Annotated in this window: 20 protein-coding genes and 1 other RNA gene; 11 read left to right on the forward strand and 10 right to left on the reverse strand. The window is 62.3% G+C overall.

What is annotated here, in order from left to right; genetic code table 11:
- Window positions 1-7: 7 nt before the first annotated feature.
- From O7B34_RS26355 to O7B34_RS26365, 3 genes are all read right to left on the reverse strand, one after another.
- Entirely contained in the window at window positions 8-412 is a 405-nt protein-coding gene (locus O7B34_RS26355) for a type II toxin-antitoxin system HicB family antitoxin (RefSeq protein ID WP_337148779.1), read from the reverse strand.
- 94 nt (window positions 413-506) lie between these two features.
- Window positions 507-953, reverse strand: a complete 447-nt coding sequence (locus O7B34_RS26360; protein ID WP_337148780.1) for a GNAT family N-acetyltransferase — start codon at window positions 951-953, stop codon at window positions 507-509.
- A gap of 58 nt (window positions 954-1011) precedes the next feature.
- Entirely contained in the window at window positions 1012-1875 is an 864-nt protein-coding gene (locus O7B34_RS26365; protein WP_027141758.1) for a LysR family transcriptional regulator, read from the reverse strand.
- A 163-nt stretch (window positions 1876-2038) separates the two neighbouring features.
- On the opposite strand from O7B34_RS26365, the gene O7B34_RS26370 reads away from it, so the two are divergent.
- Entirely contained in the window at window positions 2039-3583 is a 1545-nt protein-coding gene (locus tag O7B34_RS26370) for an MFS transporter (RefSeq protein ID WP_337148781.1), read from the forward strand.
- 39 nt (window positions 3584-3622) lie between these two features.
- Here O7B34_RS26370 and O7B34_RS26375 read toward each other — a convergent pair whose 3' ends face one another.
- Window positions 3623-4462 carry an AAA family ATPase gene (locus O7B34_RS26375; RefSeq protein WP_337148782.1) on the reverse strand — a complete coding sequence of 280 codons (840 nt, stop codon included), beginning with the start codon at window positions 4460-4462 and terminating at the stop codon, window positions 3623-3625.
- Window positions 4463-4607: 145 nt separating this feature from the next.
- Here O7B34_RS26375 and ssrS point away from each other — a divergent pair.
- From ssrS to O7B34_RS26395, 4 genes are all read left to right on the forward strand, one after another.
- A non-coding RNA gene (ssrS, locus tag O7B34_RS26380) (6S RNA) lies at window positions 4608-4763 on the forward strand.
- Window positions 4764-4859: 96 nt separating this feature from the next.
- Window positions 4860-5447, forward strand: a complete 588-nt coding sequence (locus tag O7B34_RS26385; RefSeq protein WP_337148825.1) for a 5-formyltetrahydrofolate cyclo-ligase — start codon at window positions 4860-4862, stop codon at window positions 5445-5447.
- Between the two features lie 63 nt (window positions 5448-5510).
- Window positions 5511-6335 (forward strand): TIGR00282 family metallophosphoesterase, encoded by an 825-nt coding sequence (locus O7B34_RS26390; RefSeq protein ID WP_337142323.1) that lies wholly within the window; start codon window positions 5511-5513, stop codon window positions 6333-6335.
- 68 nt (window positions 6336-6403) lie between these two features.
- Window positions 6404-7171 carry a TerC family protein gene (locus O7B34_RS26395; protein WP_337148783.1) on the forward strand — a complete coding sequence of 256 codons (768 nt, stop codon included), beginning with the start codon at window positions 6404-6406 and terminating at the stop codon, window positions 7169-7171.
- A 74-nt stretch (window positions 7172-7245) separates the two neighbouring features.
- Here the strand turns inward: O7B34_RS26395 and O7B34_RS26400 are convergent, their stop codons facing one another.
- Genes O7B34_RS26400 through O7B34_RS26410 form a run of 3 tightly spaced genes read right to left on the reverse strand, consistent with a single transcriptional unit; the run spans window position 7246 to window position 8600 of the window.
- Window positions 7246-7713 (reverse strand): SRPBCC family protein, encoded by a 468-nt coding sequence (locus tag O7B34_RS26400; protein WP_337148785.1) that lies wholly within the window; start codon window positions 7711-7713, stop codon window positions 7246-7248.
- 25 nt (window positions 7714-7738) lie between these two features.
- Window positions 7739-8101, reverse strand: coding sequence for a hypothetical protein (locus O7B34_RS26405; protein WP_337142320.1), 363 nt, complete (start codon window positions 8099-8101; stop codon window positions 7739-7741).
- Between the two features lie 16 nt (window positions 8102-8117).
- A complete protein-coding gene (locus O7B34_RS26410) occupies window positions 8118-8600 on the reverse strand; it encodes an SRPBCC domain-containing protein (RefSeq protein ID WP_337148786.1) in 483 nt (160 codons plus the stop codon).
- Window positions 8601-8651: 51 nt separating this feature from the next.
- Between O7B34_RS26410 and O7B34_RS26415 the strand changes: the two genes are divergently transcribed.
- From O7B34_RS26415 to O7B34_RS26430, 4 genes are all read left to right on the forward strand, one after another.
- Entirely contained in the window at window positions 8652-8975 is a 324-nt protein-coding gene (locus O7B34_RS26415) for an ArsR/SmtB family transcription factor (protein ID WP_337148827.1), read from the forward strand.
- Between the two features lie 197 nt (window positions 8976-9172).
- Window positions 9173-9922: a YebC/PmpR family DNA-binding transcriptional regulator gene (locus tag O7B34_RS26420; protein WP_337148788.1), complete on the forward strand. Its 750-nt coding sequence runs from the start codon at window positions 9173-9175 to the stop codon at window positions 9920-9922.
- Between the two features lie 96 nt (window positions 9923-10018).
- Entirely contained in the window at window positions 10019-10810 is a 792-nt protein-coding gene (locus O7B34_RS26425) for an RDD family protein (protein ID WP_337148789.1), read from the forward strand.
- A complete protein-coding gene (locus tag O7B34_RS26430) occupies window positions 10807-11103 on the forward strand; it encodes a SelT/SelW/SelH family protein (RefSeq protein ID WP_337142316.1) in 297 nt (98 codons plus the stop codon). The genes O7B34_RS26425 and O7B34_RS26430 overlap by 4 nt, the downstream gene beginning before the upstream one ends.
- A 24-nt stretch (window positions 11104-11127) precedes the next feature.
- On the opposite strand, the gene O7B34_RS26435 is transcribed toward O7B34_RS26430, so the two are convergent.
- Together O7B34_RS26435 and O7B34_RS26440 are read right to left on the reverse strand one after the other, a co-directional pair.
- Window positions 11128-11289, reverse strand: coding sequence for a hypothetical protein (locus tag O7B34_RS26435; protein WP_337148830.1), 162 nt, complete (start codon window positions 11287-11289; stop codon window positions 11128-11130).
- Window positions 11290-11352: 63 nt separating this feature from the next.
- A complete protein-coding gene (locus O7B34_RS26440; RefSeq protein ID WP_337148790.1) occupies window positions 11353-11832 on the reverse strand; it encodes an anthrone oxygenase family protein in 480 nt (159 codons plus the stop codon).
- A gap of 145 nt (window positions 11833-11977) precedes the next feature.
- Here O7B34_RS26440 and O7B34_RS26445 point away from each other — a divergent pair, with 145 nt between their 5' ends.
- Window positions 11978-12607, forward strand: coding sequence for a TetR/AcrR family transcriptional regulator (locus O7B34_RS26445; RefSeq protein ID WP_337148791.1), 630 nt, complete (start codon window positions 11978-11980; stop codon window positions 12605-12607).
- An 82-nt stretch (window positions 12608-12689) separates the two neighbouring features.
- Here the strand turns inward: O7B34_RS26445 and rpmE are convergent, their stop codons facing one another.
- A complete protein-coding gene (gene rpmE / locus O7B34_RS26450; protein ID WP_010912060.1) occupies window positions 12690-12911 on the reverse strand; it encodes a 50S ribosomal protein L31 in 222 nt (73 codons plus the stop codon).
- A 205-nt stretch (window positions 12912-13116) separates the two neighbouring features.
- On the opposite strand from rpmE, the gene O7B34_RS26455 reads away from it, so the two are divergent.
- Window positions 13117-14916 (forward strand): ABC transporter transmembrane domain-containing protein, encoded by a 1800-nt coding sequence (locus O7B34_RS26455; RefSeq protein ID WP_337148792.1) that lies wholly within the window; start codon window positions 13117-13119, stop codon window positions 14914-14916.
- The last annotated feature ends 17 nt before the right edge of the window (window positions 14917-14933 follow it).

Genomic DNA, 14933 nt, shown 5'->3' on the forward strand with positions numbered 1-14933 from the left:
CCGGCTGTTACCTGTGGCCCTCGATCTTTTCTCGTGCGGCGCTTGCGATAAAGGCAGAGCGCGTCAGGCCGCGACGGCTGGCCTCGGCATCTATGGCCGCCAGCAGGCCGGCATCGAGCGACAGATTGGCTCGAACGGGCCGCCCTGAATCGATCAGCACCGGAATCATGACGGCGGATTCGCCCGCAGAGCTATCGATCTCGTCCGCTCTCAACAGATCCGCCAGCGTGCGTGCCTTGGGAAAGGAAACGCCCTTTGCCAATCGTGTTTCGACCCATTCGCGCACAGCCGATGTCGCATCGGCAATCGCCTCTTCGGGGTTTGCGCCGCCGCCATGACAACCGGGAAGATCAGGGACCCGCACCCCCCAAACATCGTCCGCGCCGCCGAGAATTCCCACATAGTGCGTCATGCGTTCCGTCCTCAGATCTATCCGGCGAGCCGGGCGATCGACCGCGCGACACCAGGCGATTGTTCGCGATGGTGACTATTTCAATCACTTATCGTCAGAGCAGATCATACTCGATAAAGCCTGTCCTGCGCGCGACGCGGTCGTAGAGCTTGCGGGCGGTGACGTTGGTCTCGTGCGTCATCCAGTAGACATTTTTCACCCCGATCTTGCCGGCCTCCTGCTTCACCGCCTCGATGAGGGCCGCGCCGATGCCCTTGCCGCGCACCTGCGGATCGGCGAACAGGTCCTGCAGGTAGCAATTGTTTTTCTCCGACCAGCCGGAGCGGTGGTAGAGATAATGGGTGAGGCCGACGGCCTTGCCGTCGAGAGTAGCGATAAAACCCTTCGGCTCGAACTCGCCTTCGGTGAACAGCCGTTTCCAGGTGACGGCGTAGACCTCTTCCGGCAGCGTGGTTTCGTAGAAGGTCAGATAGTCGGTCCACAGGCGCCGCCAGTCGGCGTGGTCGGATTGTGCAAGCGGGCGGACGGTGATCTCGGTCATTTCGGTTCCTCCAAAGTCTGATCTGTTCCGGACGGAATCAGGGCGGATACAGCTTTGCCTAAACCGCGGCCGAATTGTACTCGCGAAATGCGGTGGCCAGCACGTGCAGCGCCTCGCGCGCCCGCGGCGCCAATGTGTGCGAATGCAGGACCACTTCGGACGGGTCAAGCGGCGGCAGGCCGAGCTTGCGGCCAATCTCGACCAGGCCGGGAGGAACGACGCGGTGGGCCAGCGCCGAAACGGCAAAGCCCGCCGATACCGCAATGTTGACGGCCGCGCCGCCGCCACCCACAAATGCCTCCTCCCAGGCGATGCCAGCCTTGTCCAGCGTCTCGACGGCTCGCACACGATCCGGACAACTGCATATGGTGCTCAGGAGAGCGAGGCGCAGCGGCGTCCCGCGCTGCCATTCGAAGGAAGGCGTCGCGAACCAGCCATAGTGATTGCGCGACAAGGTCCGGCCCGGACGGCTGTCGCCCTCGCGGTGCACGATGATCGCATCGAGTTCGCCGCGATCGAACGCCTCTTTCAGAATGGTGCTGGTGTCGATCCTCAAACTGAGCGTGAGCGATGGATCGTGCGCGTGGAGTTGGGCGATCAGGACGGAAAGTTCGGGGCCAGCGACATGATCGACAAAGCCGAGCGCGAGCCGGCAGGGCGCTTCGGAAAACTCGGCCATGGCGCGCTCATGCGCGGCAAGGAAGTCGCGCGCGGAAGGCAGGAAAACGGCGCCCCTCGCCGACAGGCTGACGCGGCGCGGGGTGCGCTCGATCAGCCGCGCGCCGAGCTTTTCCTCAAGACGCCGCAGCTTGACGCTGATCGTCGCCTGGGTGCTGCCAAGTGCTTCGGCGGCGCGGGTGAAGCTCTGCAGATCGGCCACCATCACGAAGGTGCGTACGGCGTCGACGTCAAGGGTGGTCATTCCAGGCCTTCCATCGGTATCATGCCAATTTGTCATTTCTGATATAGCCAACCATAGCCTTTTTTCATGGTCAAGTCTCATCTATGTCAGCCTGACCGCTATGTCAGCCTGACCGCGGTTTGAAGAGTGCCGCCTCTCCCTGTCTCGCTGGAAAGTGATCGACATGCCGTTTCAAATTGAACGAAACACCATCGCGCTGACCGGCGTGTGCCTTGCGTCTCTCCTGTTCGGGCTCGAAATCTCCAGCGTGCCGGTGATCCTGCCGAAGCTGGAAAGCGTGCTCGCCGCCGATTTCAAGGATTTGCAGTGGATCATGAATGCCTACACCATTGCCTGCACGACGGTGCTGATGGCGACGGGAACATTGGCCGACCGTTTCGGGCGAAAGAGCGTGATGGTGATCACCACCGTCGCCTTCGGCCTTGCCTCGCTGATGTGCGGTCTGGCAACGAGCGCGCCGCTGCTGATCGCCGCCCGCTTTCTGCAAGGCCTTGCCGGTGGCGCAATGCTGACCTGCAGCGTGGCCGTGCTGTCGCACCAATTCCAGGACGGAAAGGCGCGCGGCAAGGCCTTCGTCGCCTGGAGCGTCGTCTCCGGCATAGGGCTCGGTTTTGGGCCCGCGATCGGCGGCTTGATCGTGGCGCTGTCGAACTGGCAATGGGTTTTCCTCATCCACGTGCCGCTGGCGATCCTGGCGCTCGCCTTCATTGGTGCCGGGGTCACGCAATCGCGCGATCACAACGCCCATAAGCTCGATCTGGCAGGCCTGCTGACCCTGTCGGCGGCAGTGTTCGGCTTCTCCTATCTGATCACGCAAGGTGCTGATCTCGGGGCCGGCGCCCGTATTGCCGTGATTGTCGCGTCGGTTGCGGCTTTCATCGCGTTCCTGGTCGCCGAGAGGGTCAATCCCTATCCGATGTTCGATTTCTCGGTCTTCCGCATCCGCCAGTTTTCGGGTGCGATCATGGGCGCCATAGGCATGAATTTCAGCTACTGGCCGTTCATCATCTATCTGCCGATCTACTATTCCGGCGTGCTCGGCTACGACAGCACCACGACCGGCCTGCTGCTGCTGGTCTACACGCTGCCCTTCATGGTGATGCCGCCGATCGCCGAGCGCCTGCGTGCGCGTTATCAGGCGCGGATCGCGATCCCGCTCGGCCTGCTGACCCTGGGGATCGGCTTTATCGCCATGTGGATCGGGTCCGGGCTCGAGGGCGCCAACTGGCTGACCATGCTGCCCGGCACTCTGATCGCCGGGATCGGTATCGGGCTGACCAATTCGCCGACCACCAACACCACCACCGGGGCGGTGTCGGCCGATCGCGCCGGGATGGCTTCGGGCATCGACATCAGCGCGCGCCTGATCACGCTCGCGATCAACATAGCGGTGCTCGGCCTTTTGTTGACGCGTGGGATTGCTTCTTATCTCCGCAACGCATTCGGCGGGGCTTTCGACCCCAGCGAATTGCGCGCGTTGGCGGAAAGGATCGCAGCCGGAAATCTGGATGGCCTTGCACGGGAGACGCCTCACCTCGCAACCCTCGACCCGTCCGGCGCCATTGTGCATGCCGCCCTGGTCAATGGCTTCGGCTGGGTCATGCTCTATTGCGGGATTGGCGTTCTTGCCCTGGCGGTCATCGGCTTCGTCATCTTTGGACCGAAGCGTGTCGCGCCGCAGGAGAGAGGCTTTGCTGCCGCCGAATGAGCGGCCGAAGCCTGCTCGCAGCGGACCTTCGCTCGATCTTCACCCCTGCCGTCTGGCCATGAAGGCCAGCCGCTCGAACAGGTGCACGTCCTGCTCGTTCTTCAACAGGGCGCCGTGCAGCTTGGGCAGCGCGTTCTTGGCGTCGGCGCGCAAATCCTCTGGCGCGATGTCGTCGGCGACCAGCAGGCGGATCCAGTCCAGCGCCTCCGATGTCGACGGCTTTTTCTTCAGCCCCGGCACGTCACGGATTTCGTAGAATTGGGTCAGCGCCGCGCGCACCAGGTTCTGCTTGATGCCGGGGTAGTGGACATCGACGATCCTGTGCAGCGTGTCGACATCGGGAAAGCGGATATAGTGGAAGAAGCAGCGGCGCAGGAAGGCGTCCGGCAGTTCCTTCTCGTTGTTGGAAGTGATGATGACGATGGGCCGCACCGCAGCGCGGATGGTCTCGCCGGTCTCGTAGACGAAGAACTCCATCCGATCGAGTTCCTGCAGCAGGTCGTTGGGAAACTCGATGTCGGCCTTGTCGATCTCGTCGATCAGAAGCACGACCTTCTTGCCGGCCGCGAACGCCTCCCAAAGCTTGCCGCGCTTGATGTAGTTCTTGATGTCGTTGAACCTGACATCGCCGAGCTGGCTGTCGCGCAGCCGTGACACGGCATCGTACTCGTAAAGACCTTGCTGCGCCCGTGTCGTCGATTTGACATGCCATTCGATGAGGTCGAGGCCGAGTGCCGCCGCCACCTGGCGGGCAAGTTCCGTCTTGCCGGTGCCGGGCTCGCCCTTGACCAGCAGCGGCCGCTCCAGCGCGATCGCCGCGTTGACCGCCACCATCAGATCCTTGTCGGCGACATAGGCCGCCGTGCCTTCGAAACGCATTTTTGCTCCTCGGTTCGTACCGGGGACCGTAAGGAGGCTCTCTGGTCCGCGCAAGGGCGGGTTTGCAACGGCGATGAGGCCAAATCGGCGCGGAAAGAGCGCCCCCTCTCTGGCGCATGGGCCACCATAGGCCTATATTGGCGGAGGCGGTCTGCGCTTCCCGGCAGGAGACACTTTTCCCCGGGGCCTTAATGATCCTTAGGGAGCTGTCCCTGGGAAGACCCGTGGGTTTTCTCATACGGCGCCCACCTACTTTGTAGGCACCCGGGATCGACCTCTCCACCGGTTGTGTGGATCGTCACTTGTCGCAAGGCGTCCACGCATCTCGGTGGATGACGCGGTGGAAAACGTCGCTCTTGAGACCTCACACAGCTCTGACCTTTTCTACCTTGGCCGCATGATCTCTCCCAAAGACCTTAAAAAACGGCTGCGCCTCGAGGCACTCGCCCGCCGCGACGCGCTTGATGAATTCTGGCGGGTCGAGGCCGCGCTCGAAATGGCGGAGACGGCGCGCGACCGCCTGGAGGTCGGATCCGGTCAGATCGTCTCCGGTTTCTGGCCAATGCGCTCGGAGGTGGATGTCAGGCCATTGATGTTCGCCTTGCGCGAGAAGGGCGCACGGCTCTGCCTGCCCGCCATTCTCGACAAGACCACCATCGTCTTTCGCGAGCTGGTGCGTGGCGCGCCGATGGTCGACATGGGCTTTGGCACGGTCGGACCGCACGCGGAGGCCGAAGTTCTCGACCCCTCGGTCATGCTGGTGCCGCTCGCCGCCTTCGACGCGCGCGGCCACCGCATCGGTTATGGCGCGGGCTATTACGATCGCGCGATCGCGAAGCTCGTCGACAAGGGGCATGCGCCCCGGCTGGTCGGCATCGCCTTCGACTGCCAAGAAGTTTCGCAAGTTCCCGACGAAGCCCATGACGTGGTCATCGCGGAAATACTCACCGAGAGCGGGTTGCGCCGCTTTGCGCCAAAATTGTAGATAGTTCTTTGAAACGCATGATCTTTGCCGAAAAGTCATGCAACTTTTCGGGATCAGGCATAGATGAGACTTCTCTTCCTCGGGGACATGGTCGGTAAGACGGGCCGCACCGCAGTGTGGGAACAACTGCCTGGCCTGATCTCCGACTTCAAACTCGACTTCGTCATCGTCAACGGCGAGAACGCCGCCGGCGGCTTCGGCATCACCGAAGAGATTTTTCGCGAGACGATCGCGTCGGGCTGCGATGTCGTGACCACCGGCAACCATGTCTGGGACCAGCGCGACGCCCTGGCCTTCGCACCGCGCGAGCAGCGTTTCCTGCGGCCCTCCAATTTTCCCAAAGGCACGCCAGGGCGCGGCTCCGGCGTCTATATCGCCAGGAGCGGCGCGCGTGTGCTGGTCGCCAACATCATGGGCCGGGTATTCATGCATCCCGAGCTCGATGATCCGTTCCAGGCCGGCGAACGCGAGCTTGCGGCCTGTCCGCTCGGGGAGCAGGCGGATGCGGTAGTGATCGACTTCCACGCCGAGGCAACCTCGGAAAAGATGTGCTTCGCGCATTTTGTCGACGGTCGTGCCAGCCTGGTCGTCGGCACCCACACGCACCAGCCCACCGCCGATCACCAGATACTCAATGGCGGCACCGGCTACCTGTCGGATGCCGGCATGTGCGGTGACTACGATTCCTCGCTCGGCATGGACAAGGAAGAACCGCTCAACCGGTTCCTGTCGAAAGTACCGAAAGGCCGTTTCGAAGCGGCGGTCGGCCCGGCGACATTGTGCGGCGTCGGCGTGAATATCTCCGACCGCACCGGGCTGACCGAGAAGATCGCGCCGTTTCGTCGCGGCCCCCGGCTGGAGGAAACGGCTCCCTCCTTCTGGTCATGACATTGATATAGGCGTTCGCAATACCCAATTGCCGGCGACACTGCTCTAGATCGTAGGGGACGACCTCCATGCAGCTTATCGAATTCCTGGCGCCGTATTTTCAATTCGTTTCCGACCCGACCGCCTGGGTCGCGTTGCTGACGCTGGTGGTGCTCGAGATCGTGCTTGGCATCGACAATCTGATCTTCATCTCCATCCTGACCAACAAGCTGCCCGTGGAGCAGAGGGCTCGTGCGCGCCGCCTTGGCATTTCGGCTGCGCTGATCATGCGCCTGGTGCTGCTTGCCACCATTTCCATCATCGTTCAGCTGACGACGCCGGTGTTCACGGCCTTAGGCCACGGCTTCTCTTGGCGCGACCTGATCCTGATCGCAGGCGGCCTGTTCCTGGTCTGGAAGGCGACCAAGGAAATCCACCACACGGTCGATCCCGACGACCATCAGGACACGATGCTGGGCGAAACGCTCAAGATCTCGCTTGCCGGCGCGATCTTCCAGATCCTGCTGCTCGACCTCGTCTTCTCGATCGATTCCATCATCACCGCCGTCGGCATGACCGACGAGATCGCCATCATGTACATCGCGGTCATCGTGGCTGTCACGGCGATGATGCTGGCCGCCGGACCGCTGGCGGACTTCATCGCCAAGAACCCGAGCATCGTCATGCTGGCGCTGGGCTTCCTGCTGATGATCGGCATGACGCTGATCGCCGACGGCATGGGCTACCATGTGCCCAAGGGCTACATCTACGCCGCGATGGGTTTTTCGGCGCTGGTCGAAGGGCTCAACATGCTGGAGCGACGGCGCAAGAAAGCGAAATCCGGCGACGAGCACTGAGACCGACCGGACCGGGCGAGCCTCGGCATTTCCGGCGAGAACAGGATCGCCTTCGCACTTTTGCTGGAATTGATCTAATGCCCCGGAACGCCCTTCGGATGACGGTCGGCGATCAGGCCCAGCGTCAGGCCCTGTTCCAGCCAGGCCTTGGCGCCGGCGAGCACAAGCGCAAAGCCGCCGGTTGAGCCGACCGCTTGTTTCACCTGCTCGTCGCCCTTGCCGGCAAAGCCGAAATTGTGGACTTCGAGGAAGGTCGCCTCGCCAGGCATTTCGGTGAAGGTCCAGACCACCGTGGTCGGCGGATCGCTCCACGTCATGACGATCTTCTTGTCCCTGACGATCTCGCTGACATCGACGGTCGTCGAGACGCCATACATGCGCCACTCCCACTGAACCGGCTTGCCGCCATCAAGCCGGCCGCTGCCATGGGTGAACCAGAATTGGGTCGTGATCGCCGGATCGACGATGGCTTCGAAAACATCAGCGACCGGCCGCCGGATCAGCATGGCGGCTTCGGCTGTCGGTGTTTCACGGATCTCCATGGCGATCTCCTTTTCGAATATGCGCTCACCAGGCGTCCGGTTCGCGCACCATGTGAATGATGTTGGCCGGATTGGTGATCCAGCCGCCTCGGAAACCCAAGCCCAATGGCTCGATGGCATCGCAACGCACAACGCCCGCCTTGGCCAGATGATCCGCGGTGCCCGGAAAATCCTGCGTGAAAAGCTCCAGCCAGATCTCGGCCTGGCTCATCATCGGCGCTTCGTCGATCCACAGCCTGACAGGCCCAAGCTCGAAGCCGATGGCCGGCGCCTTGGTGGTGAACGGCTTGAGGCCGACGACGTCGCGGTAGAAGGCGAGCGTCGCTTCGTACTGGTGCGATGGCACCTTCATGGCGATGTTGATGCCGCCGGTGATCTTCACGGTCATGGTTGGGCTCCGTTTTTTAAATGTTGTTTTCGCTGGCGGGCTCGCCCTTCATCTCGCTGCGGTAATAACCGTCGCGCAGATTGATGCCGTATTCGACATAGGCCTTCATGCAGGCCAGCATCTGCGACCAGCCCTCGCAATTCAGGTAGGACTTCTTCAGGCCGACCGCGCCTTCCTGCCAGCCGCTCTCGGCGATGGTGACGAAGGTGCCGCCATCGTCGAGCGGCTCGAAATTCATCTCGATGCGGGTCTTGTAGGTGGGCTTGCCGTCGGCGTCGGTAGCATCCCAGCGCAACACGATGCGGCTGTCCTTGACCACTTCATCGACCTCGACCGGCACCTTGCCCCACCAGACGACATCCGAACCGGCAACCAATGGCGCGCTGGCGCCGCCGATGGTGGTGAAATAACCGCTGAGCTTCTTCGGATTGACGACCGCGTCGAAGACTTCGGCGACCGGTTTACCGATGCGCCCTGAAACCCTGAATCCAAGAGACATATCCACAGCTCCTTGGTTGATCGCGACAACGATATGTTATATAAACATAACATGTCAAGCCGATCGCAGGACGACAATGTTTTCAAGGCGCTGGCGCATCCGCGCCGGCGCGAAATGCTGGATCGGTTGAAAGACGAGCCAAAAACCACCGGCATGCTGTGCGATGCCTTTCCCGACATCGACCGCTGCACCGTCATGCTCCATCTCAAGGTGCTGGAGGAGGCAGATCTGATCGTCGCGCGTCGTGATGGACGCGAGCGCTGGAACCATCTCAACGCGCTGCCGATCAAGCAGATCCACGACCGCTGGATCAGCCAGTATGCCGGTCATGCGCTCAGCATCATCGACCGGCTGAAGTCCGATCTGGAAGCATAGGCACGGCCGGGATCGCCGCAGCACGGCGCGGCTGGACGAATTGAGCCGATTTATCTATAAGCCGGCCATTCCGACAAAGAGCGCCGCGCGTCCACTGACGCATCAGGACGTTCTGAAATTTTGAATTCGAGCCTTTTGCAAAGGCGAGGTGACGCATCTCGCGGCAAGACGCTCTAGCCGAACACGACAGGGGTGCCATGGCTGGCCATTCACAGTTCAAGAACATCATGCACCGCAAGGGCCGTCAGGACGCGGTGCGGTCGAAAATGTTTTCCAAGCTGGCGCGCGAAATCACCGTTGCGGCCAAGAGCGGGACGCCCGATCCATCGATGAACCCGCGCCTGCGCCTGGCGATCCAGAACGCCAAAGCGGTGTCGATGCCGAAGGACAACATCCAGCGCGCCATCAACAAGGCCTCGATGGGCGATGCCGAGAATTACGAAGCCGTGCGTTACGAAGGGTATGGGCCGGGTGGCGTCGCCGTGATCGTCGAGGCGCTGACCGACAACCGCAACCGGTCTGCGTCCAATGTCCGTGCCGCCTTCACCAAGGCAGGCGGCGCGCTCGGCGAAACCGGATCGGTATCGTTCATGTGGGACCGCGCCGGCGAAATCTACTATCCGGCCTCGGCAGGCAGTGCCGACAAGATCATGGACGCGGCCATCGAAGCCGGTGCCGACGATGTCGAATCGGACGAGGAAGGCCACACGATCTATTGCGCCTTCGAGACTCTCGGCGAAGTGTCCAAGGCGCTTGAAGCCTCGCTCGGCGAGGCCGAATCGGTCAAGGCGATCTGGAAGCCGCAGAACAATGTCCCGGTCGACGAAGAACGGGCGCAGTCGCTGATGAAGCTGGTTGCGACGCTCGAGGACGATGACGACGTGCAAAGCGTGTACGCCAACTTCGAAGTCGACGACGAAATCTTGGCCAAGCTCAGCGCGGCGTGAGTTGCAGAGCGCCACGCGGGCGGAAGTGTACGCGGACATATAGCCAAGGGGTCCTTGCCTAAAGTATAGATCGGTCAGTTGTCGGCAGAAGGGGAGATGACTGACGAAGGGATTCAACGTGCCAATGCGATTGCTTGGCCTCGGCGCGGTGGCTTTTGGCGACGGCTTTTCGCTTCGCTTATCGACTATCTTGTCATCTTCGTCGCTCTTTATTCGCTGGTTGCGGCCTTGTTTCTGTTGACCGACGGCGGTGTGAAAGGCAGCTTCTGGCTGAACTGGAAAACGTGCCAGTCCGCAAGTCTGAACGGAACAGACGATCCTTCACTTTCCCGCTACGATTGGCAGGTTTGTGCGACATCCTTCTTCGGTTTTCCGGTGGCCAGATGGGCAGCTTGCACAAGTACAGACTCTCAATCGAAGGCAGTCTCAATGCTTTCGATAGACCTTGATTCAAAGGGAAAATTTCGACCTGCGGCACTGGATCTAGGCTTCCTCCAAGTGCTGGTCCTGGCAACCTATCTTCTTGTTATGGAGGGGGCCTTCAGCCGGTCGCTTGGCAAGGGGGTCCTGGCACTCTTCGTCCATGACGAATTGGATTGGCAAAGGGAAGGCCTCGCTTTGCAAAAAGCCGTTCGTCGGCAGGTGGTAAAATTCTTGGGCTATCTGCCTGCCATGCTGGTCGGAGCTTTCTTTGCTTTCGAGACCTGGAAAACCGTTCCGGCATCCGTGCTGAACTATTCCCGACTGGAAATCGTAATCGCCTTTGCCGCGTCTGCCCTAGCTTTTCTCTGGCCGTGCTGGATCGCGCTGGCCATCGCATTCGGCAACGAGCCAATACATGACCGGGCTGCCGGCACGACTGTGCGCGTTCTCGAGGCAGACCAATGAACGCGTCGGGGAAGCCTTGCGTCGTCATCACCTACTGCACGCAATGCCTGTGGCTGTTGCGTGCCGGCTGGATGGCGCAGGAGCTGCTCTCCACCTTCGGCACCGATCTCGGCGAGGTGACGCTGGTGCCCGGCACGGGCGGCATCTTCACCATCTCGTGCAACGATGTACTGGTCTGGGATCGCAAGCGCGACGGCGGCTTTCCGGACGCGGCGAAACTCAAGCAGTTGGTCCGCGACGTGATCGATCCGGATCGTGATCTCGGTCACGCCGACCGCAAGGCGAAGAGCTGATATCTTCCCGCGAAAGCGGGACGATCACTTGCCGCGCCTCTTTCCGAAAACAGCACCGATACCGGCGCCGATCGCTATGCCCATGCTGATGCCGACGGCGGGGTCATCCATCGCCACGCCGAGGGCAGCGCCGAGGCCGACGCCGATCGAAATGCCGACGGCCATGGTCGAATAGGGATCGTTCACGGCGCTTCTCCCGACAATGTTTATGGCCGCCACAACGCCCAGCTGCGGCGGCCCGTAAACATGTCAACGCGCGGCGAGCCAGAAGGATGCCATGGCCACGATGGCGGTGACCGTGCGAACGTGGTTCCACATCACCCAGTCCCGGAGAAAGCTGGTCCATACGGCGGCGCCGTTGCTGCTGGCCGGATCGACGGCGGCCAGCGCATCGTTGAGCGGCACGTTGAAGGCCATGGTCACGATCGGATTGCCGACGAGATAGATCAGCGCGCCGGCCAGAAGCCAGAACGAACCCGGCTGGTTCCAGCCGATGATGGCGCCGGCGATGAGCACGATGCAGACCAGCCCGGTGCCGAAGAGTGCCGTCATGAACATCGGCGTGATGACAGTGACGTTGATCGAATTCATGGCGGCGATGCCGCCCGCCGCCGGCAGGCGAGCGAACGCCGGCATGACGAAGTTGGAGAAGGCGAAGAACACGCCGCCGACCACGCCTGCGCCCAGGGCCGCGATGAAGGTGAGGATGGGAAGAAGTTTGACAATCATGTCGGTTGCTCCAAGTGCCGGTTGCGGCGGGTTCCTCTGTTTGCAAATGTGATTAATCCTCACATTTGCAAAATGTGATAAACCCTCGTATTTTGCGAGTCAAGTCATTCGAGGCGATTGCTGGGCGCATTTGTTGGAGACAGTCATGGAAGGCACGCCGGCCAACGAGCAGATCGCTTCGGCGCGCCGGGCACCAAGCCAGCAGCGCAGCCGCGAGCGGGTCGAGCGCATGCTGGCCGCCGCTTCGGCGCTGATCGCCGAGCAAGGCAGCGATGCCATGCGCATGGGTGAAGTCGCTGAACGGGCAGGGGTGTCGATCGGATCGCTCTACCAGTTCTTTCCGGACAAGCGGGCGATTGTCTGGGCGCTGGCAGAGCGCTACACGGTGGAGAGCCAAGCCTGCATCTCGGCGGCGCTCAAGGATGTTACGGATGCAGAGGGGCTGGGCCAAGCGTTTTCGGAGCTGGTCGATATCTACTACCGACTGTTCCTCGCCGAACCGGTGATGCGCGACATCTGGTCGGGCACGCAGGCCGACAAGGCGCTGCGCCGGCTCGAGCTCGCCGACAGCCGGGCCAATGCCGAATTCCTCGGTGCGGTGCTGAAGCGGCTACGTCCCGGCGCCGACCCCGTCTCCCTGGAGACCACGGCCTTTCTCGTCTGGCAGATGGGCGAGGCGGCCATGCGGCTGGCGATCTCGGTCGAGCGGCAGGAGGGCGACAGGCTGGTCGCAGCCTATAAGCGCATGGCGCTCAGAGAATTGCTGGCGGAATAGAGAGCCGAAAACTCAGCCTTCGGCCAGGTCAACAAAAAACCCGCCACGAGGGCGGGTCTTTGAACTGCGAAGGCAGTCTGGCTTAGAGGCCGAAACCTTCGAAGCGCTTCTTGAACTTCGACAGGCGGCCGCCGCGGTCGAGCAAGGTCTGCTGGCCGCCGGTCCAGGCCGGGTGGGTGGTCGGGTCGATGTCGAGGTTCATCGTATCGCCTTCCTTGCCCCAGGTCGAACGGGTCGTGTATTCGGTGCCGTCGGTCATGACGACCTTGATGGTGTGGTAGTCGGGATGAATAGCGCTCTTCATGGCTCGGTTCCTGGCTTGCTGGCGCGGCTGACTGGCATAAGCCTGCGTCGATGCGCCCCTTTTTAAAACTCGAAGCCGCAGCTATTGAGGAGCCACGGCTTCTAAAACGGTCGGCGTGGCTATACATCAGCCGAAATTGAATCACAAGGCCGTGGCTCGCGCATATTGAGGCGCATACAACAAGGCGGCTAGAGGAAACACCGAGATGGCGCAATCCAGCAGCGCAGACGAGCGCCGCCGCTCGCTCAAGCCGCTCAGGCGCCTGTTCCCTTATATCGGCCACTACCGGAAAATGGTGACGGGCGCCGTCGTCTCGCTGGCAGTCGCGGCGATGACAACGCTGGCGCTGCCGCTGGCGGTGCGGCGCATGATCGATCATGGCTTCACGCCGGCGGGATCCACCATCATCGCTGAATATTTCGCCGCGCTGGTGGCCATGGCGGCGCTTTTGGCGGCCGCCTCGGCCGGCCGCTACTATTTCGTCATCACGCTCGGCGAGCGCGTCGTCGCCGACATCAGGCGCGACGTTTTCGCTCATGTGACGACGCTGTCGCCGGCCTTCTTCGACACTGCCCAGTCGGGCGAGATCGTGTCGCGGCTCGCCGCCGATACCACGCAGGTCAAGTCGGCGGTCGGCGCCACGGCTTCGGTCGCGCTGCGCAACGTCATCCTTGGTCTCGGCGCCGTGGCGATGATGGTTGTCACCAGCCCAAAACTGTCCAGCCTGGTCATAGCGGCCATTCCAATCATCGTGCTGCCGCTGGTCGCCTTCGGTCGCTCCGTTAGGCGCAAATCCCGGCAGGCACAGGACACGCTCGCCGAGGCGACGGCCTATGCCAGCGAGCAGATCGGCGCGGTGCGCACGCTGCAGGCCTTTACCAATGAGAAACTGGTCACCGGTCGCTTTTCGGGCGCGGTGGAAGCCGCTTTCGAGGCGGCACGTGCCTCGATCTTCGCGCGGTCCTTCCTCACCTTCTTCGCCATCTTCACCATTTTCTCGTCGGTCGTCGCGGTGCTGTGGTTCGGCTCGCGCGACGTGCTCGACGGCAATCTGTCACCCGGCACGCTTGGCCAATTCCTGCTCTATTCGGTGTTCGCCGCCGGCGCGCTCGGCGCGCTGTCGGAAGTCTGGGGCGAACTCGCGCAAGCAGCGGGTGCGGCCGAACGGCTGACCGAGATCCTGGCCGAGACGCCGGCGATCCAGGCGCCGGCCGAGCCGAAGCCGATGCCGGCAATCGTGAAGGGCGCGATCATCTTCGACGACGTCTCGTTCTCTTATCCGGCGAGGCCCGACCGCGCCGCCGTCCATGGCTTGAGCTTTTCGGTCAAACCCAGCGAGACGGTGGCGATCGTCGGTCCCTCCGGTGCCGGCAAGAGCACCGTCTTTTCGCTGATCCTGCGCTTCTACGATCCCGAAACCGGGAGGATCCTGATCGACGGCGTCGACGTGCGTGATGCTGACCCCGTCGCGGTCAGGCAGCGCATCGCCATCGTGCCGCAAGACGTCACCATCTTCGCGGCGAGCGCGCGCGACAATATCGGCTTTGGCCGGCCAGGCGCCAGCGAGGCCGAGATCGAGGCGGCGGCGAAGGATGCGTTGGCCGACGAATTCATCCTCAAGCTCGAGAAAGGTTACGACAGCCAGGTCGGCGAACGCGGCGTGACGCTGTCAGGCGGCCAGCGCCAGCGGGTAGCGATCGCCCGCGCCATCCTGCGCGACGCGCCGATCCTGTTGCTCGACGAGGCGACCTCGGCCCTCGACGCCGAAAGCGAGACGCTGGTGCAGACGGCGCTCGAGCGGCTGATGCAAGGCCGCACCACCATCGTCATCGCCCACCGGCTGGCGACCGTGCTCAAGGCCGACAGGATCCTAGTCATGGATGGCGGTCGCATCGTCGAGGAAGGCACGCATCAGAGCCTGGTCGCCAAGGGCGGCATCTATGCGCGGCTGGCCAAGCTGCAATTCGAGACCGGCGCCAGCGCCTTCAGGGGCGCGGCGGAATAGCGGGGCTCGATATGGCC

The organism is Mesorhizobium sp. Cs1299R1N3, from assembly GCF_037179625.1.
Classification (GTDB): domain Bacteria; phylum Pseudomonadota; class Alphaproteobacteria; order Rhizobiales; family Rhizobiaceae; genus Mesorhizobium; species Mesorhizobium salmacidum.